The sequence below is a fragment of the Streptomyces sp. NPDC001348 genome, from assembly GCF_053597535.1.
The window spans coordinates 152,761-170,531 of the sequence record NZ_JBSFIK010000005.1 but is presented as its reverse complement, the minus strand read 5'-3'; the positions used below and the strand labels follow the sequence as shown (position 1 = coordinate 170,531).

Here is a 17,771-nt window from a genome sequence, read left to right as displayed (position 1 = left end):
GCGATGCCCTTCGCCCGACTGGCCTCAGCCACGACTCCCACCTGCCACCTCGGCCTGGGCCTCGCCGCGGTCGGCCGGCCGGGCTACATCAATCTCGGCCGGGAGAGCGACCTCCCGGCCGAACGCACCGTCGAGGCCCTGCGCGAGCGCACCCACCAGCTCCTGGACGCCGCCTACGCCCAGGGCGTCCGCTACTTCGACGTCGCCCGCTCCTACGGCCGCTCCGAGGAGTTCCTCGCCGACTGGCTGAGTGCCCGGCCGGACGCCGACGACGTCGTGGTGGGCAGCAAATGGGGTTACACGTACACCGCCGGCTGGTCCACCGACGCCGAGCGGCACGAGGTCAAGGACCACACCCTCGCCACCTACGAGCGGCAGCGCGCCGAGACCGCCGGACTGCTCGGCGACCGGCTCGACCTCTACCAGATCCACTCGGTGACCCCGGACAGCCCCGCTCTCGTCGACAAGGAGCTGCACGCCAGGCTCGCCGAGGCCGCCGCGCAGGGCCTCACCGTGGGGTTCTCCACCAGCGGACCGGCCCAGGCGGACGCCATTCGCGCCGCCCTGGCCGTCACCGTCGACGGCGAACCCCTCTTCCGTACGGTCCAGTCGACGTACAACGCACTGGAGACCTCCGCCGACGCGGCGCTCGCCGAGGCGCACGACGCCGGCCTCACCGTGATCGTCAAGGAGGGCATGGCCAACGGCCGGCTCGCCGAGCCGCACGCGCCCGAGGAGCTCAAGACCGTGGCCGCGGAGACCGGCCTGGGCTGCGACGCGGTCGCCCTGGCGCTGATCCTCCGCCGGCCGTGGGCCGGGGTGGTCCTCTCCGGCGCGGCCACCCTGAACCAGCTCGCCTCCAACCTGCACGCCGCCGTCGTGGACCTCGACGAGGACCAGCTCGCCCGTCTCGCCACGCTCGTCGAGGAGCCGCGAGCGTACTGGGAGCAGCGCGGCCGGCTTCCCTGGCACTGATCGGACTCCCGGCCCTATCAGCATCGGCGAGTCACGTGCGCCTCGCGTGAGACACGCATGTCTCACGCGAGCTATGCTTGTCTCGTGGCTGTCGACCTTGACCAGGTGCTGCGCAGTGCGGCCGCACTGCTGACCCGTAAATCCACCGCGACCATGGACGAGGTCGCCAAGGCCGCCGGGATCAGCCGGGCCACCCTGCACCGCCACTTCGCCGGGCGTGAGGCCCTCGTACGGGCGTTGGAGGCGCTCGGCATCGAGGAGTGCGGCGCCGCGCTGGATGCCGCACGGCTCGACGAGGGCACGGCCGAGGAAGCCCTGCGCCGGTTCTTGAAGGAGATCGAACCGGCCGCCGGACTGCTCGCCTTCCTCTACACCGAGAACCAGCTCTTCGAGGGCGAGGAACAGAACGAGGGCTGGTCCCGGCTCGACGACCGCGTCTGCGCGCTGTTCCGGCGCGGTCAGTTCAGCGGCGAGTTCCGCATCGACCTCACGCCCGCGTGGCTGACCGAGGCCCTCTTCGGCCTGCTGGCCTCCGGCGTCTGGGTGGTGCAGAGCGGCAAGGGCGCCCCCAGGGACTTCCATCACATGATCGTCGAGCTGCTGCTCGGCGGCGCACTGCGGAGAGAGGAACCATGACCAGCACCTTGCAGCCGGCGTCAGTGACGCGGGAGGCGGAGCAGCGCCCGGGCCGGTGGCTCGCGCTCTCCGTGCTCGTGCTCGCCGTGCTGCTCGTGGCCGTGGACGCCACCGTCCTCGGCCTCGCCACGCCCTACATCAGCGAGGACCTGAAGCCGACCGGCACCCAGCTGCTGTGGATCGGCGACGTCTACTCCTTCGTGATCGCCGGTCTGCTGGTCTCGATGGGCAGTCTCGGTGACCGCATCGGCCGAAAGCGGATCCTGCTCGGCGGCGCGACCGCCTTCGGCGCCGTATCCGTCCTCAACGCCTACGCCACCACGCCGGAGCTGATGATCCTGGCGCGGGCACTGCTCGGGGCGGCGGGCGCCACCCTGATGCCCGCCACGCTCGCCCTGATCCGCAACCTCTTCCACGACCCGCGCGAACGCAGCCTCGCCGTCGGCATCTGGGGCGCCACCGCCTCCGCCGGCACGGCGGTCGGCCCCGTCGCGGGTGGTTTCCTGCTCGAGCACTTCTGGTGGGGCTCGGTGTTCCTCATCAACCTGCCGGTGATGGCGGTGCTGGTCCTCGTCGGCATCCGCGCGCTCCCCGAGTTCCGCGACCCGAACCCCGGCCCCTGGGACCTGATCAGCGTCTTCCTGTCCCTGGTCGGCATGATCACCCTGGTGTACGCGGTGAAGGAGGCCGCCACCCACGGCCTCACCTGGCAGACCCCCGTCACGGGAGCGGCGGGCGCCGCGGCCCTGTACGGATTCGTCCACCGCCAGCTCACGCTCCCGGCTCCGCTGCTGGACATGCGCCTTTTCCGCAACCGGGGCTTCAGCGGTGCCGTCCTGGCCGATCTGCTGACCGTCCTCGGCCTGTCCGGGCTGGTGTTCTTCCTCTCGCAGTACCTGCAACTCGTCCAGGGCAGGCACCCGTTCGAGGCGGGGCTGGCCGAACTGCCCGGCGGTGTCGGCGCGGTGGTGGCCGGACTGGTCGCGGGCCGAGCGGCCCGGCGCTTCTCGGTCCGGGCCGTCGTCTCCGGGGGCCTCGCCGCCATGGGGCTCGCCCTGGCCGCGCTGACGGCGCTGACCCGGTCGACCGGCTACCCGCTCATCGGCGCCGCGCTCCTGGTCGTCGGCGTCGGCGCGGGCTTCTCCTTCACCGTCACCGCCGACGTCATCCTCGCCGGAGTCCCCAGGGAGCAGGCGGGCGCCGCGTCGGCGGTCTCCGAGACGGCCTACGAACTCGGCGCCGCCCTCGGTATCGCCCTGCTCGGCTCGATCATGACCGCGGCGTACCACGACTTCACCGCCCCGGCGGGCACCCCCGGGGCGGCACACGAGTCACTGGGCGCGGCGGTGGAGGCATCGGCGAACATGCCCCCGCACACGGCGCGGGCCCTCCTCGACGCGGCCCGCGACTCCTTCGTCCACGGCCTGCACCTCGCCTCGGGCACGGGTGCGACGGTCCTGCTGGCGACCGCGGTGGGGGCGTGGTTCCTGCTGAAGGAGCAGCGACTCGAGAACGTGGGGTAGGCACACCAACCCGGGGGCGCGGGGAACCGCGCGATCAACCACGACGCACCCGCGCCCGCCGAACGACGGCAGCCCCCTACGGCGCCTAGGCCGCCTTGGCCTTCGTGGCGTACATGTCCACGTACTCCTGCCCGGAAAGCCGCATGACCTCGGCCATCACGGAGTCGGTCACGGCCCGAAGCACATACCGGTCCCGGTCCATCCCCTCGTACCGCGAGAACTCCATCGCCTCACCGAAGCGGACGGTGACACGGCCGGGCCGCGGCATGCCCCGCCCACCGGGCTGCAGCTTGTCCGTGCCGATCATCGCGAAGGGAACCACCGGCGCCCCGGTCATCAACGTCAGCCGCGCGATACCGGTACGCCCCCGGTACAGACGGCCGTCGGGCGACCGCGTGCCCTCGGGGTAGATGCCGAAGATCTTGCCCTCCTCCAGCACCCGCCGCCCGGTCATCAGCGCGGCCACGCCACCCCGCCCGCCGTCACGGTCCACGGGGATCATGCCGACGCCGGTGAAGAACCACGCCATCAGCCGGCCCTTGAGGCTCTTGCCGGTGACGTACTCGTCCTTGCCGATGAAGAAGACCTGACGGTCGCAGACCAGGGGCAGGATCATCGAGTCGATGAACGTGAGGTGGTTGCCGGCCAGGATGACCGGGCCGTCGCCCGGGATGTGCTCCACGCCCTCCACCTGTGGGCGGAACATCAGGCGCATGATCGGTCCGAGCACTGCCTTGATGAGCGCGAAGCGGGACAACGGTTCCTCCGATGTCAAGGGGGCCGGTATATGTCTGTGCAGGTGAGGACGATACTCGCGGGTCCCTGCGAAGCGCACATCGGGCGCGTCCGGTTCACCGATGTCTTACGCACTGTTGACGCTGGTTTACCTGCGGTACCGCGCCGCCGGCTGCCCGTAACGTCACCGCGACGATGTGACGGACCTCGCTTGCTTCGGCCTCGACCGGGCGCGTACCCGGGGCGCGCCGACCGAAGCCGACGGGCCGTCAGGCCCCGCCGCTTTTAGGCCATCCGGCGTCACCCACCTGTTCGGGCCAAGGTCTCCCACGGGTCATGTCCACGACCCTACGATCGGCGCGCACCGACGGGCGGACGGCAGGAGGGCCCTCATGGAAACCCGGAACCGGAACGGGCGGGACTCGAACGAGCGGGACGCGGACGGACAGGCGCACGGCACCGGACGGCGGGCGCTGCTCGGTGCCGCGGTGCTCGGCGCGGGCGGAGCCGCCCTGGGGCTGCCCGGCGTGGCCAGAGCCGCCGACGGGAGGCGAGCCGGACACCAGGGCGCGGGTCTGAAGAGCCTGCCCGTGCCGACGATCATCGGACACCGGGGGGCCAGCGGCTACCGGCCCGAGCACACCTTCGGCTCGTACCAGCTGGCCCTGGACCTCGGCGCGGACGTCGTCGAGGCGGGTGACCTGGTGCCCACCAAGGACGGTCATCTCGTCTGCCGCCACGAGCCGGAGATCGGCGGCACCACGGACGTCGCCGCCCACCCGGAGTTCGCCGGCCGAAAGACCACGAAGGTCATCGACGGGGTCTCCACCACCGGCTGGTTCACCGAGGACTTCACACTCGCCGAGCTGAAGACGCTGCGGGCGGTCGAGCGCATCCCGGCCAACCGCCCGCACAACACCCTGTACAACGGACGCTGGGAGATCCCCACGTTCGAAGAAGTCCTGCAGTGGCAGGACGAGCAGACCCGCAGGCGCGGCAAGCAGGTGTGGATCTACCCCGAGACCAAGCACCCCACCTACTTCCGGGGACTCGGGCTCGGTCTGGAGGAGCGCGTGGCCAAGCTGCTGGGCAGGCACGGCAAGGACAAGCGGAACTCGCCGGTCATCCTGCAGTCCTTCGAGCCGAGCAGCATCCAGCGCCTGAACACCCTGGTCGACAACCCGCTCGTCGTGCTGCTCTCCACGGCGGACAGCCGTCCCTGGGACTTCGTCGAGGCGGGTGATCCGCGCACGGTGGCCGATCTCGTCACGCCGAAGGGCCTCCGGGAGATCGCCGGTTACGCACAGGGCATCGGTCCGACCCTGGACCTGGTCATCCCCAAGGACGCGAACGGCAGGCTCACCACGCCGACCACCCTGGTCAAGGACGCCCACGCCGTCGGGCTGGTCCTGCACCCGTACACCATGCGCAACGAGAACCCCTTCCTGCCCGCCGAGTTCCGCAAGGGCAGCGGCGCCGACGCCTACGGTGACGCCTTCGGCGCGTTCAAGGCGTACTTCGCGACCGGCATCGACGGGGTGTTCACCGACAACGCCGACACCGGTGTCCTGGCCCGCGCGGACTTCGTCAACGGCTGAGCCGCCCGGCAACCCGTTCGGGGAAACTCGCGGTCGCCCCGGCAACCTGCCCCCGGGGCACCGCGTCGAACTGCACATGAAGCACGACCTGGTTGCCTCCCTGCGCCCGCTCCTCACCGCCGAGGCCTCCGCAGAGGCGCATGCCACCGGGGCCGAGCCGGGCGACCTGGAACAGGCGGTCTGGCTGCGCCTGCTGGAGCGGCTGGAGACCGACGGACCGCCGGCCGACCCGCAGGACTGGCTGCGCAGGGCCGTGCGTGCCGAGGTGCGCCGCAGCCGCCGTACGACCCGCCACGAGCGCCCGTACGGCGACGAACCCGCCGACGACAGCGGCCGCGGCCCGGAGCAACTGGTGCTCGCCGCGGCCCGGCGCCGTGTCCTGCGCGACGCTGTGCGCCGGCTTCCCGGTCGCTGCCCCCGGCTGGTGGAGGTCCTGCTGTCGGCACGGGATCTCACCTACCGCGAGATCGCGGGTGAGTTGGGTATCTCACAGGGCAGTCTCGGTCCGGAACGTTCCAGATGTCTGGGATGTCTTAGACGTTTGCTGACACCGGAGGTTGCGGCCCGCGAAGTGCGGGGATAGGTGTGGGGGACGACCGGTGATCAGGTGAGCGGGAGGCGTGCGCACATGGGCATGAGCGTGACCATCTCGGTGGCGACCGAGCAGGACGCGGAGCAGATCTTCAAGCTCCAGTACCTGTGTTTCCAGAGCGAGGCCGCGCTGTACGGCAACTACCGCATCGATCCGCTCGTCCAGAGCCTGGACTCGGTCCGCCAGGAGGTCGCCTCCGACTGCGTGTTCGTCGCGCGGCTCGGCGAGGAGGTGGTCGGCTCGGTGCGCGGCCGGATCACCGAGGACGGCGCGGCCCGTATCGGCAGGCTCTGCGTCCACCCGCGCCTGCAGGGTCACGGCATCGGCGCCCGGCTGCTGCTCGCGGCGGAGGCGGCCCTGGTGCAGGAGCGCGGCGCCAAGAGGTTCCAGCTGCACACCGGTCACCGCAGTGAGGGCAACCTCCGCCTCTACCGCCGGGTCGGCTACCAGACGGTGGGCACGTCCAAGGGGGCGGACGGCGTCGAGATGATCGTCCTGGAGAAAGCGGCCGGGACGTACGCGGCCACGGCATGACGACCAACCCCATGCCTCAGCCGTCCTGCTGAACGGACGCCTTCCGTAGCCAATAGATCGCGGAGAGCGGCAGCAGCACCGGAATGAAGACGTAGCCCATGCCGTAGTCGGACCAGACGGTCGCGTCCGGGAACGCCGACGGTTCCACCACGGTCCAGGTGCCGACGATCAGCACCCCCGCCAGCTCGGCGGCACAGCACACCAGTGCCGCCCTGCGGGCCGTCTCCCCGCCGCGCACCAGCGTGTACGTGATGAAGCCGTAGACGACGCCCGCCACCGCCGACAGCGAGTAGGCGAGCGGCGCCCGGTCGAAGTCCGTCGCGATCTGGTACGCGGAACGGGAGACCGCGCCGACGACCATCACGCCGTAGAACCAGACGAGCAGCATGCCCGGCCCGCTGATGAGCCGCGTCCGCGCCGGCTTGTCCTGAGCGGTGTCCACGGTCATCCTCCCCAGATGTCATAGAGCCGCACCTCGAGCACGGCCAGCACCACGCCGCCGGCGGCGGCCGTCACCGAGCCCCAGCGGGTCCGCTCGGCCAGCGACATGAAGCCCGCCGCCGGCGCACAGGCGAAGGCGCCCAGCAGATACGCCACGAAGATCGTCGTGCCCTGCTCCGGCTTCTCGCCCCGCGCCAGCTGCACGAACCCGATCACCAGCTGCGCCAGGGCCAGCAGCGAGACCACGGCCATCCCGATGAAGTGCCAGTCCTTGGTCGGCTGGTCCCGATAGGCGGCCCACCCGCACCACGCGGCGAGCAACAGCGCGGCGACCCCCGTCACCAGCGTCAGGACATTGAGCATGCGGCGACCCTATTACGGACCGGACGGTCCGCCGCGCGCGGGCCGCCCGTCGGCCGGGGTGCGCGCGGCCCGTAGGGTCTGGACCATGACGATCCACGCGCAAGCCCTGCTCTTCGACAACGACGGGACCCTCGTCTCCTCCCTGGACTCCGTGGAGCGCTGCTGGACGCGATGGGCCCGGGAGTACGGGATCACGGCCGAGGAGTTCGGGCGGGTCGAGCTGCACGGACGGCCCGCGGTGGAGATCGTCGCCGACCTGCTGCCCGCCGGTCGCGTGCCGGAAGCAGTCGCCCGGGTCGAGCAGCTCGAGGTCGAGGACGTACCGAACGGAGGTGTCCACCTCCTCCCCGGCACCACGGACCTCCTCGACCCGCTGCCCGCCGACTCCTGGGCCGTCGTCACCTCGGCCACCCGGCGGCTTGCCGAGGCCAGGCTGGGCGCCGTGGGCATCCGGCCCAAGACGCTGATCGCCGCCGACGACATCACGCGCGGCAAGCCCGACCCGGAGCCCTATCTGCTGGCGGCCCGCCACCTGGGCGTGGACCCCGCCCGCTGCGTCGTCTTCGAGGACGCTCCGGCCGGACTCCAGGCGGGCCGCGCCGCCGGGATGACCACCGTGGCATTGACCACAACACACCAGGCCCACGAGCTGGTCGCCGACCTGGTGGTCGAGAACCTGTCGGCCCTCTCCGCACTGGTCACCGACGGAGGGATCCGGATATCCGTCCGCGACTGACCCCGCACGGCACCCGTTCATGACTGTCCATGGCTGTCCAGCATGCGGACAGTTCGGGTCTGTCAGGACCGTACGTCTGGTTTACTGATCGCATGACCACGACGAGCTGCCGCATCCCTGCGACCGAGGCGACCCTGACGCCCGGTGCTCGTCGTATGTGTCGCACCTGCCGAATGTGCGCCTTCTAGAGGGCCCCTGCACCACCCCCGGGCTCGCGCCCCGAAGCGAGCCGGCGTGGCACGTTCGTACGCCGTGAGCCGTACGTGACCTGAGCCGCGCCCCGCGCACATGTTCTCTCCCGGTTCCATCGCCACCGCGAGAACCGTGCCGCGTCCCTGAACGAATGCACCCGTGCCCGGGCACATCCACGCCCGCGCACTCGACAGTGACGGAAACCCACGTGATCACCACATCGGGCCTCACCAAGGTCTACCGGTCCCGCGGCCGGGAGGTCACCGCCCTCGACGGCGTCGACCTGCACGTTCGCGAAGGCGAGGTGTACGGCGTCATCGGACAGTCCGGCGCCGGCAAGTCCTCGCTCATCCGGTGCGTCAACCTGCTGGAACGCCCCACCGCCGGCACGGTCACCGTCGCCGGACAGAACCTCACCGCCCTCGCCGGGCGCGGACCGCGCGCCGGCCGGGAGCTGCGGCGGGCCCGCAGCCGGATCGGCATGGTCTTCCAGCACTTCAACCTGCTGGCCTCCCGGACCGTCCAGGAGAACGTCGAACTGCCTCTCGAGATCCTCGGCACGTCAGGGAAGGAACGTTCCCGCAAGGCGCTGGAACTGCTCGACCTGGTGGGGCTCGCCGACAAGGCGAAGGCCTACCCGGCCCAGCTCTCCGGAGGGCAGAAGCAGCGCGTCGGCATCGCCCGTGCCCTGGCCGGCGACCCCAAGGTGCTGCTCTCCGACGAGGCCACCAGCGCCCTCGACCCGGAGACCACCCGCTCGATCCTGACGCTGCTGCGCGACCTGAACCGGCAGCTCGGCCTGACCGTCCTGCTCATCACCCACGAGATGGACGTCGTGAAGTCGATCTGCGACTCCGCCGCACTCATGGACAAGGGCCGTGTCGTGGAGTCCGGCACGGTCAGCGAGCTCCTGGCCACCCCGGGCTCCGCACTGGCCGCCGCGCTGTTCCCGGTGGGCGGCGAGGCCGCCGACGCCGACCGCACCGTCGTGGACGTCACCTTCCAGGGCGAGGCGGCCACCCAGCCGGTCATCTCCCAGCTCTCGCGCACCTACAACATCGACATCTCGATCCTCGGCGCCGCCATCGACACCGTCGGCGGCCTGCAGATCGGCCGCATGCGCATCGAACTGCCCGGCCGCTACGAGGACAACGTCGTGCCGATCGGCTTCCTGCGCGAGCAGGGACTCCAGATCGACGTCGTCGGCCACGAGGGCCGTGAGCCCGCACTGGTGAAGGAAGGTGCCAAGTGACCTGGACGGACTGGTCCGAGATGCAGCCCCTGCTGTCCCAGGCGTGTTGGGACACCCTCTACATGGTCGGCTGGTCCACGCTGATCGCCGTCGTCGGCGGACTCCCGCTCGGCATCCTGCTCGTCCTCACCGACCGGGGCGGACTGCTGCAGAACGTCGTCGCGAACAAGGTCATCGGGCAGATCGTGAACGTCGCCCGGTCCATGCCGTTCATCATCCTCATGGTGGCGCTGATGAACTTCACGCGCTCGATCACCGGCACGACGATCGGCCGGGAAGCCGCCATCGTGCCCCTCGCCATCGGCGCCATCCCCTTCTTCGCGCGCCTGGTCGAGACGGCTGTCCGGGAAGTGGACGGCGGACTCGTCGAAGCCGTGCAGTCGATGGGCGGCAACACCTGGACGGTCGTGCGCAAGGTACTCGTACCGGAGTCCCTGCCCTCCCTGATCTCGAGCACCACCACCACGATCGTGGCGCTCATCGGCTACTCCGCGATGGCCGGCACGGTCGGTGCCGGAGGCCTCGGCGACATCGCCATCCGCTACGGCTACCAGCGCTTCGAGACCCAGCTGATGTGGGTCACCGTGGCGATCCTCGCCGTCGTCATCTCCTTCATCCAGTTCGCCGGCGACTACGCGGCCCGCTCCCTGTACCACCGCGGCGGCCGCTCCGGCCCCGCGCCGAAGCTCCGTCTGCTCAAGGCCAAGGAGCCGGCGGCGGCCGACATCGGCAAGGTTGCCTGAACACCCCCTCGGACTCCCCGCGCACCCACAGCGGGGTCGCACCACCCCAGGAAAGGCACTTTTCGTGCGTAACACCGCCAAGACCACCATCGCCGTCCTCGCCGCCGGAGCCCTCACCCTCGGGCTCGGTGCCTGCGGCTCGGGCAAGGACTCCGCCGCCGACTACAGCGGCCCGCTGGTCGTCGCCGCCAGCCCCACCCCGCACGCCGAGATCCTGAACTACGTCAAGGACCACCTGGCGAAGAAGGCGGGCCTCGACCTGCAGGTCAAGGAGTTCCAGGACTACATCGTGCCGAACACGGCCACCGAGGACGGCTCGGTGGACGCCAACTACTTCCAGAACCAGCCCTACCTGGACGACTTCAACAAGAAGCGCGGCACCGACATCGTGCCCGTCGTCACGGTCCACCTGGAGCCGCTCGGCCTGTACTCCCACAAGGTCAAGAAGGCCGACGCCCTGAAGAGCGGTGCGACCGTCGCCGTCCCGAACGACGCCGTCAACGAAGCGCGCGCCCTGAAGCTGCTCGCCTCCGACGAACTCATCACCCTCAAGGACGGCGTGGGCAACGAAGCGACCCCGCAGGACATCACCAAGAACCCCAGGAACCTCAAGTTCAAGGAGGTCGAGGCGGCCCAGACCCCGCGCTCCCTGGACGACGTGGACGCCGCGGTGGTCAACGGCAACTACGCCATCTCCGCGGGCCTGAAGCCCGCCAAGGACGCGCTCGTCCTCGAGTCCCCCAAGAACAACCCGTACGGCAACTTCCTCGCGGTGAAGAAGGGCAACGAGAAGGACCCGCGAGTGAAGAAGCTCGCCAAGCTCCTGACCTCGCCCCAGGTGAAGAAGTTCATCGACGACAAGTACCAGGGCTCGGTCATCGCGTCGTTCTGATCCCATATCACCACGCACGGGGTCCGCTCCTTCACTGCGAGTGGACCCCGTTGTGCGGCTGAGTGATTTCATGCTGCATGCTGGGCAGTTCAGCAGTCCCGTGTTTCAGGTTTCAGCGGCTTTACCGAAGGTTACGGAGCGGCGCATGACTAGCACCTTCCCCAGCATCTCCATCAGCACGGAGCGGTTGGTGCTGCGTCCCCTGGACGAGGACGACGTCCCCGCCCTGGCCGAGATGATGAACGACGAGCAGGTCGGAGCCTGGACCGACGTCCCCCAGCCCTACACCGAGGAGCAGGCCCGCCGCTGGGTCGGCGAGTACGCCCCCGCCGAGCGCGCCGCGGGGCGCGGCCTCGACCTCGCGGTCACCGAGTTCCTCACCCAGCGACTGGTGGGCGTCGTCCAACTGGCCAAGACCAACTGGCACATCCGGTCCACCGAACTGTCGTACGTAGTCGCCCCCTGGGCGCGCGGCGAGGGATACGCCTCCGAGGCCGCCCTCGCCACCGCCCAGTGGCTGCTCGGCGACCAGAAGTTCGAGCGCATCGAACTGCGCACCGCCGCCGGCAACACCGCCTCCCAGCAGGTCGCACAGAAGATCGGCTGCATCAGCGAGGGCGTCCTGCGCAACGCCTGCATAGCCCACGTCCGCACCGCGGACGGCACCTGGACCGACACCCGCACCGACTTCATCGTGTGGAGCCTCCTCCCGGAGGACCTGGAAGGCGCGGGCGAACAACTCGCCGACACCGGCGGTTTCACGTCGTTCTCCGACTGGAACTGACAAGACCCGAACGGCGGGAACCGCCCGGACCGAACCACAGCGACCCGCCCGCCGCGCGCCCGGCGGCTCCACCAGGTACCCTCACGGAGCCCGCCTGTGGGCGCCCGTACGCTGACGACCTGCGAAAACCTGGAGACTGACGACGATGGCCGACCGGGTCACGGTGATCGGCTGGGACGGCTCGCCGCTGACCGCCGCGGCACGCTCCGCGCTCGGCGCCGCCACCCTCGTAGCGGGGGCGGCCCACCACCTGGAGCTCCCCGAGGTCCCCCGCGCCGCCGAGCGCATCCGCCTCGGCAGTGTTCCCCTGGCCGCCCGCCGTATCGCCGCCCACCGCGGCACCGCGGTGGTGCTCGCCGACGGCGACCCCGGTTTCTTCGGCGTCGTACGGACGCTGCGCGCACCGGAGTTCGGCCTCGAGGTCGAGGTCGTGCCCGCCGTCTCCTCCGTGGCCGCCGCCTTCGCCCGCGCCGGCATGCCCTGGGACGACGCCCAAGTGGTCGTCGCACACCGGCGCACCCTGCGACGTGCGGTGAACGTGTGCCGCGCCCACACCAAGGTCGCCGTGCTCACCTCGCCCGGCGCCGGTCCCGCCGAACTCGGTCTGCTCCTGGACGGGGTCCACCGCACCTTCGTCATCTGCGAGGAACTGGGCACCGAACGCGAGCAGGTCTCCGTCGTCACCTCCGACAAGGCGCCCGACCACACCTGGCGCGACCCCAACGTCGTCATCGTCATCGGCGGCTCCACGGGCCCCGCCGCCGCGGGGGACGGCTGGATCGCCGGCCGTGAACCGGGCTCGGGCCCACGCGGCTGGGTGCTGCCCGACGAGACGTACGGCGGCGGGCTCGGCGAGGGCGAGACCGGTCTGCTCCGTGCGGCCCAACTCGCCCGCCTCGGACCGCGCGTCGGCGACCTGGTGTGGGACATCGGCTGCGGCAGCGGCGCGTTCGCCACCGAGGCCGCACGCGCGGGCGCCGCCGTCATCGCCGTGGACCGGGATCCGGAGGCCTGCGCCCGCACCGAGACGGCCGCACGACACTTCGGGGTACAACTCCAGGTCGTGCGGGGTACCGCCCCGCACGTGCTGGAGAACCTGCCCGAGCCGGACGTGGTCCGCGTCGGCGGCGGGGGAGCGGCCGTGGTCTCCGCGGTCGCCGACCGCCGGCCCCAGCGCATCGTCGCCCACGCCGCGACCCGCGACGCCGCCGAACTCGTAGGCCGGGACCTGACCGAGCACGGTTACCGGGTCGAGTGCGCCCTGCTGCAGTCCGTCGAACTCGACACGCGGGCCTGGACGGAGACGGAACGGAGCGTCGCGTTCCTGCTCACGGGGGAACTGCCGCGGCGCGATGGGGGCACTCCCGGGCGTTGAGCTCCGGGGAGCATCGCCGAGGGTGGCCGGGCGACGGGTGGGGCCGCCCGATCGCGCCCCGTGATCCGGTTGTCGTACCGCTCGCGGTAGGCTGGCCGATCGTTGTACCGCACCCGGTGGTCCGGAAATTCGTTCGCCAATGTCCGGAAAACCCACCTGTTTTGGGACGGGTGTGGTACGGCAGAACCGGAGGGCGCGCAACGTGGCGCAGTCCACAGCGGGCTGTCGCGGATCAAGCTGTCGTGACGGCGGCACGGCCGGGACAATGCCACTGAATGGCTTTGTCGCCTTTTCCGGACGGGTCGTTCGTGCCGCTGGGCACGCATGCTCGTTCTTGACTTTGCGGGGCGGTCGGTGCGCCGTTCCGCGTGAGCTGGTCGTAGGGAGCACTAACCGATGGGCGAGGGGTACGCATGACGGACACCGGCCAGGTCCCGGGCGAGGGGCTGCCGGAGAGCGCGGGCATGGTGGAACAGCCGGGCGTCTCCGCACACGGCGCGTACACCTACCTCTCCGAGACCACCGCCGAGGACGAAGACCTGCTGCTGCCGGGCGCCCAGGGCGCCTGGGGCAACGAGGTCCCGCCGCCTCCTCCGGAGCCGGTTGTGGAGACCGTCCACGAGCCGGACCCGCACGAGAGGGACGGCCGTGACAGCGGCTCCGTCGACCTCGGCGGCGTCCGCCTGCCCCAGACCGGTCCGGTGTCCGTCCCGCCGTCGCCGATCCTCTCGGTGCCGCACGATCCCGCGACGGCCCCGGCGGTCCCGAGACGCCCCCTGCACCTCGGCCCGCCGATTCCCGACACCTCGGCCAGCCCGGTCCGTTCCCTCGCCGACCGCGGTCCCGCCGGGGCACCCGTACGGCAGCCCGGGCCGCCCGCCGGCGGCCCGGAGTACCTCGACGCGCAACCCTTGCGCGACCTCGCCCCGCAGGGCGCGGCCCCCTGGGGTGCGGCGCAGGCGGCACCGCAGGCGGCACCCCAGCCACAGGTGAGCCCTCAGGCGCCGGCTGCCGAAACGGTTGTTCCGGCCGCCGACCCGGCCGCCACCTCCTCCGGCCCGGCCCAGGCCACCCTGGCCAGGCTTGCCGCGCAGGCCGCCACCGCGAGCGCCACGACCGAGGCCGCCGCCGCCGCGCACGCGGCGGCGCAGGAGGCGCAGGGCACCGGGCCGGTCGCCCAGGAACAGGACCCGGCGCAGGGCGTCCCCGGGCCCGTCGGGGCGCACCCGGCGGCCGGAGGCGAGGGCGCCGAGGCGGCCCACGCGCCGGATGCCGCTCAGGGCTCCGCGCCCGCACAGGACGCGGAGGCCGTCCCCGGCCCCGACGCCGCCCCTGCTTCCGAAAACGTCCAGAGCCCGGAGGCCGCCCACGTCACGGAGGCCCTGCCGGGCTCCGAGGGCGCGCGGCCCGTCCCGGACGCCGAGGCGACCGAACAGCCGCCCGCTCCGCAGGGCGTTCCGGTCCACGGGGACGCGGAGGCGCTCGGCGAGCCGCTTCCTGAAGCGCCGGAAGCCCCGGAAGCCCTTGAGGGCACTGAATCCCCGGAGGCTCCGGAGGCCGTGTCCGCGCCGGTGCCGGACGAGACGCAGGCCCAGGAGGTGCCGACCGGGACTCCGGAGACCCAGCAGCCTGTCGAGGCGATCGAGGCCGTCGAGGCCGTTGAGGCCGTCCTGCCCTCCGAGACGGTCGAGCCCGCGGCCCCGGCCTCCGGTGCTCACCCGAGCTCCGAGGCCGCCGAACTCACCGAGGGCGCTCGGACCAGTGACGGATCCCAGGCCCCGGAGCACGTTCCGTCACCGGAGGACACGCCGGTGCCGGACGCCGGGATCCAGTCAGGGGACAACGCTCCGGAACAGGTTCGGACCGCCGTGCCCGCCGCCGAGCCCCCGCAGGCCGAGCCGGGCCCGGCCGCTCCCGACGCCGTGCCGACGGCACCCACCGGCCACGACCTGCCCGAGCAGGTCCAGGGCCCTCAGCCGGGGTACCCCCCGGCGGGTGACCGGGAGCAGCCCGCCGCTCCCGCACCGGAAAGCCTCGCACCGGAAAGCCTCGCGCCGGAAAGTGTCGCGCAGGAAAGCCTCACACCGGAAGCCCTCGCGCCGGAAACCTCCGCACCGGAACAGCCGGACGCCGCGCCCCAGGCCTCGGAGGCCGGCCCGGCGGAGCCGGGCGTCCCCGACGCCGCCGCGCCCGAAACCGTGCACCCCGAGGACGGCACCGGACTCCAGGCGCCGGCCGCCCAGCCGACCGAGGAGCCCGCCGCCCCGCCCGTCCAGGTGCCCGGGCCCGTCGACGGATCCCCGGCCCCCGCCGCCGAACAGGTCCCCGCCCAGACCGACCCCGCCGCCGCGGCAGCGGGCAGCGTGCCCGCGCAGCCGCAGCCGCAACCGGACCAGCAGCCGGAGGCGTTCGTGCCCGTGCAGGGCGCCGTACCGGACACTCCGCACCTCGTCACGGTCCCCGCCCCCCGGGAGGCCGACCAGGCGCCGGCGCACCGGGACGAGGAACCGCACCACGACGTCGTACAGCACGCGGAGGACCTGGACACCAGGGCCGCCGACCAGGAAGAGAGCACGGCCGAAGTGGCAGAAGCACGACAGCCCACCGGCCCGGCCGCGCCCGGCTACGACGACGCCGAGCGCGAGGCCGTGCTCAAGGTGATGCGCGAGCGACGCGACATCCGCAACGGCTTCCGCAGTGACCCGATCCCGCACGAAGTGCTGCTCCGCGTCCTGGAGGCGGCCCACACCGCGCCCTCCGTGGGGCACTCGCAGCCCTGGGACTTCGTCGTCATCCGGTCCGCGGAGACCCGCCGCAGCATGCACGAACTGGCCATGCGCCAGCGCGACGCCTACGCCAAGTCCCTCCCCAAGGGCCGGGCGAAGCAGTTCAAGGAACTGAAGATCGAGGCCATCCTCGACACCCCGGTGAACATCGTCGTCACCGCCGACCCGACCCGCGGCGGCCGGCACACCCTGGGCCGGCACACCCAGCCGCAGATGGCGCCGTACTCCGCCGCGCTCGCCGTGGAGAACCTCTGGCTCGCCGCCCGTGCCGAGGGCCTCGGCGTCGGCTGGGTCAGCTTCTTCGACGAGCGGGAGATGGTGCGTGCCCTCGGCCTGCCCGAGCACCTGGAGGTCATCGCCTACCTGTGCGTCGGATACGTCGACGAGTTCCCGGACGAGCCCGAGCTGCTGCAGGCCGGCTGGTCCAAGCGGCGCCCGCTGTCCTGGGTGGTGCACGAGGAGACGTACGGCCGCCGGGCCCTGCCCGGTGAGGACCCGCACGACCTGCTCGCCGAGACCGTCTCCCAGATCCGCCCGCTGGACGCCAAGGCGCTCGGCGAGGCCTGGGAGCGGCAGAAGCGGATGACCAAGCCGGCCGGCGCGCTCGGCATGCTGGAGATCATCTCCGCGCAGCTGTCCGGTCTCTCGCGCCAGTGCCCGCCGCCGATCCCGGAGCCCGCCGCCGTCGCGATCTTCGCCGGTGACCACGGGGTGCACGCCCAGGGCGTCACCCCCTGGCCGCAGGAGGTCACCGCCCAGATGGTGGCCAACTTCCTCGGCGGGGGAGCGGTCTGCAACGCCTTCGCGGGCCAGGTGGGCGCCGAGGTCTGCGTCATCGACGTGGGTGTGGCCGCCGAACTGCCCGCCACACCCGGTCTGCTGCCCCGCAAGGTCCGCGCGGGCACCTCCGACATGACCACCGGTCCGGCGATGACCCGCGAGGAGGCCAAGCAGGCCATCGAGGTGGGCATCGAGACCGCCCGCGACCTGGTGGCGGCCGGCAACAAGGCCCTGCTCACCGGTGAGATGGGCATCGCGAACACCACCGCCTCCGCCGCCCTGATCTCCGTCTACACGGGCGCCGACCCGGCCGAGGTGACGGGCCGGGGTACCGGCATCAACGACGAGACGCTGGCCCGCAAGACCGAGGTCGTCCGCCGCGCCCTCGAACTGCACAAGCCGGACCCGGCCGACCCCATCGGCGTCCTCGCGGCGATCGGCGGCTTCGAGCACGCGGCCATGGTCGGCCTGCTCCTCGGTGGCGCCTCGCTGCGTACGCCGGTGATCCTGGACGGCGTCAGCGCCGGTGCCGCCGCGCTGGTCGCCCGGGCGATCGCCCCGGAGGTGCTCGCCGCCTGCATCGCGGGCCACCGCAGCGCCGAACCCGGACACGTGGCCGCCCTCAACAAGCTGGGCCTGCGCCCCCTGGTCGACCTCGACCTGCGCCTCGGCGAGGGCACGGGCGCGCTGCTCGCCCTGCCGCTGGTGCAGAGCACGGCGCGGGCGATGCACGAGGTGGCCACGTTCGATTCGGCGGGGGTGACGGAGAAGTAGGCCCGCAGCGGCGGCGGTCCGGTGCCCAGCCATCGGACCGCCCGCGCGGGCTGCTCCGCC

At 71.9% G+C, this 17,771-nt stretch carries 17 protein-coding genes; 13 read left to right on the top strand and 4 right to left on the bottom strand.

Annotation, left to right across the window (positions count from 1 at the left end; all coding sequences use genetic code 11):
- The first annotated feature begins 3 nt into the window (after positions 1 to 3).
- The 3 genes from ACWC21_RS07585 to ACWC21_RS07575 all read left to right on the top strand — a co-directional run bounded on the left by ACWC21_RS07585 (position 4) and on the right by ACWC21_RS07575 (position 3,134).
- Positions 4 to 975, top strand: coding sequence for an aldo/keto reductase (locus ACWC21_RS07585; RefSeq protein ID WP_450879107.1), 972 nt, complete (start codon positions 4 to 6; stop codon positions 973 to 975).
- An 84-nt stretch (positions 976 to 1,059) separates the two neighbouring features.
- On the top strand, positions 1,060 to 1,611 hold the full coding sequence (locus tag ACWC21_RS07580; RefSeq protein ID WP_450879106.1) for a TetR/AcrR family transcriptional regulator: 552 nt from the start codon (positions 1,060 to 1,062) through the stop codon (positions 1,609 to 1,611).
- Entirely contained in the window at positions 1,608 to 3,134 is a 1,527-nt protein-coding gene (locus ACWC21_RS07575; RefSeq protein ID WP_450879105.1) for an MFS transporter, read from the top strand. Before ACWC21_RS07580 ends, ACWC21_RS07575 begins: the two co-directional genes overlap by 4 nt.
- Before the next feature lie 85 nt (positions 3,135 to 3,219).
- On the opposite strand, the gene ACWC21_RS07570 is transcribed toward ACWC21_RS07575, so the two are convergent.
- The gene (locus tag ACWC21_RS07570; protein WP_132853661.1) at positions 3,220 to 3,891 is read right to left on the bottom strand and encodes a lysophospholipid acyltransferase family protein; all 672 of its coding nucleotides are present in this window, start codon (positions 3,889 to 3,891) and stop codon (positions 3,220 to 3,222) included.
- A 370-nt stretch (positions 3,892 to 4,261) separates the two neighbouring features.
- Here ACWC21_RS07570 and ACWC21_RS07565 point away from each other — a divergent pair, with 370 nt between their 5' ends.
- The 3 genes from ACWC21_RS07565 (at position 4,262) to ACWC21_RS07555 (ending at position 6,593) form a co-directional block, all read left to right on the top strand.
- Complete coding sequence (locus tag ACWC21_RS07565; protein WP_450879104.1) at positions 4,262 to 5,467, top strand: glycerophosphodiester phosphodiesterase; 1,206 nt, start codon at positions 4,262 to 4,264, stop codon at positions 5,465 to 5,467.
- A 76-nt stretch (positions 5,468 to 5,543) separates the two neighbouring features.
- Positions 5,544 to 6,050: an RNA polymerase sigma factor gene (locus ACWC21_RS07560; RefSeq protein ID WP_450879102.1), complete on the top strand. Its 507-nt coding sequence runs from the start codon at positions 5,544 to 5,546 to the stop codon at positions 6,048 to 6,050.
- 45 nt (positions 6,051 to 6,095) lie between these two features.
- Positions 6,096 to 6,593, top strand: coding sequence for a GNAT family N-acetyltransferase (locus ACWC21_RS07555; RefSeq protein ID WP_450879100.1), 498 nt, complete (start codon positions 6,096 to 6,098; stop codon positions 6,591 to 6,593).
- Positions 6,594 to 6,609: 16 nt separating this feature from the next.
- Here ACWC21_RS07555 and ACWC21_RS07550 read toward each other — a convergent pair whose 3' ends face one another.
- Positions 6,610 to 6,981, bottom strand: a complete 372-nt coding sequence (locus ACWC21_RS07550; RefSeq protein ID WP_450879355.1) for a hypothetical protein — start codon at positions 6,979 to 6,981, stop codon at positions 6,610 to 6,612.
- A 56-nt stretch (positions 6,982 to 7,037) separates the two neighbouring features.
- Positions 7,038 to 7,397: a hypothetical protein gene (locus tag ACWC21_RS07545; protein WP_450879098.1), complete on the bottom strand. Its 360-nt coding sequence runs from the start codon at positions 7,395 to 7,397 to the stop codon at positions 7,038 to 7,040.
- A gap of 85 nt (positions 7,398 to 7,482) precedes the next feature.
- Between ACWC21_RS07545 and ACWC21_RS07540 the strand changes: the two genes are divergently transcribed.
- The 6 genes from ACWC21_RS07540 to cbiE all read left to right on the top strand — a co-directional run bounded on the left by ACWC21_RS07540 (position 7,483) and on the right by cbiE (position 13,371).
- Positions 7,483 to 8,133, top strand: coding sequence for an HAD family hydrolase (locus ACWC21_RS07540; RefSeq protein ID WP_450879096.1), 651 nt, complete (start codon positions 7,483 to 7,485; stop codon positions 8,131 to 8,133).
- A gap of 343 nt (positions 8,134 to 8,476) precedes the next feature.
- Positions 8,477 to 9,577 (top strand): methionine ABC transporter ATP-binding protein, encoded by a 1,101-nt coding sequence (locus ACWC21_RS07535; protein ID WP_450879094.1) that lies wholly within the window; start codon positions 8,477 to 8,479, stop codon positions 9,575 to 9,577.
- Positions 9,578 to 9,597: 20 nt separating this feature from the next.
- Positions 9,598 to 10,320 (top strand): methionine ABC transporter permease, encoded by a 723-nt coding sequence (locus ACWC21_RS07530; RefSeq protein WP_450879353.1) that lies wholly within the window; start codon positions 9,598 to 9,600, stop codon positions 10,318 to 10,320.
- 64 nt (positions 10,321 to 10,384) lie between these two features.
- Positions 10,385 to 11,212: a MetQ/NlpA family ABC transporter substrate-binding protein gene (locus tag ACWC21_RS07525; protein ID WP_450879092.1), complete on the top strand. Its 828-nt coding sequence runs from the start codon at positions 10,385 to 10,387 to the stop codon at positions 11,210 to 11,212.
- 145 nt (positions 11,213 to 11,357) lie between these two features.
- A complete protein-coding gene (locus tag ACWC21_RS07520; protein WP_450879090.1) occupies positions 11,358 to 11,996 on the top strand; it encodes a GNAT family N-acetyltransferase in 639 nt (212 codons plus the stop codon).
- 145 nt (positions 11,997 to 12,141) lie between these two features.
- Entirely contained in the window at positions 12,142 to 13,371 is a 1,230-nt protein-coding gene (cbiE, locus tag ACWC21_RS07515; RefSeq protein ID WP_450879088.1) for a precorrin-6y C5,15-methyltransferase (decarboxylating) subunit CbiE, read from the top strand.
- 1,972 nt (positions 13,372 to 15,343) lie between these two features.
- Here cbiE and ACWC21_RS07510 read toward each other — a convergent pair.
- Positions 15,344 to 15,454, bottom strand: a complete 111-nt coding sequence (locus ACWC21_RS07510; protein WP_450879351.1) for a pentapeptide repeat-containing protein — start codon at positions 15,452 to 15,454, stop codon at positions 15,344 to 15,346.
- A 115-nt stretch (positions 15,455 to 15,569) separates the two neighbouring features.
- Between ACWC21_RS07510 and cobT the strand changes: the two genes are divergently transcribed.
- Positions 15,570 to 17,711 carry a nicotinate-nucleotide--dimethylbenzimidazole phosphoribosyltransferase gene (gene cobT / locus ACWC21_RS07505; protein WP_450879349.1) on the top strand — a complete coding sequence of 714 codons (2,142 nt, stop codon included), beginning with the start codon at positions 15,570 to 15,572 and terminating at the stop codon, positions 17,709 to 17,711.
- Positions 17,712 to 17,771 lie beyond the last annotated feature (60 nt).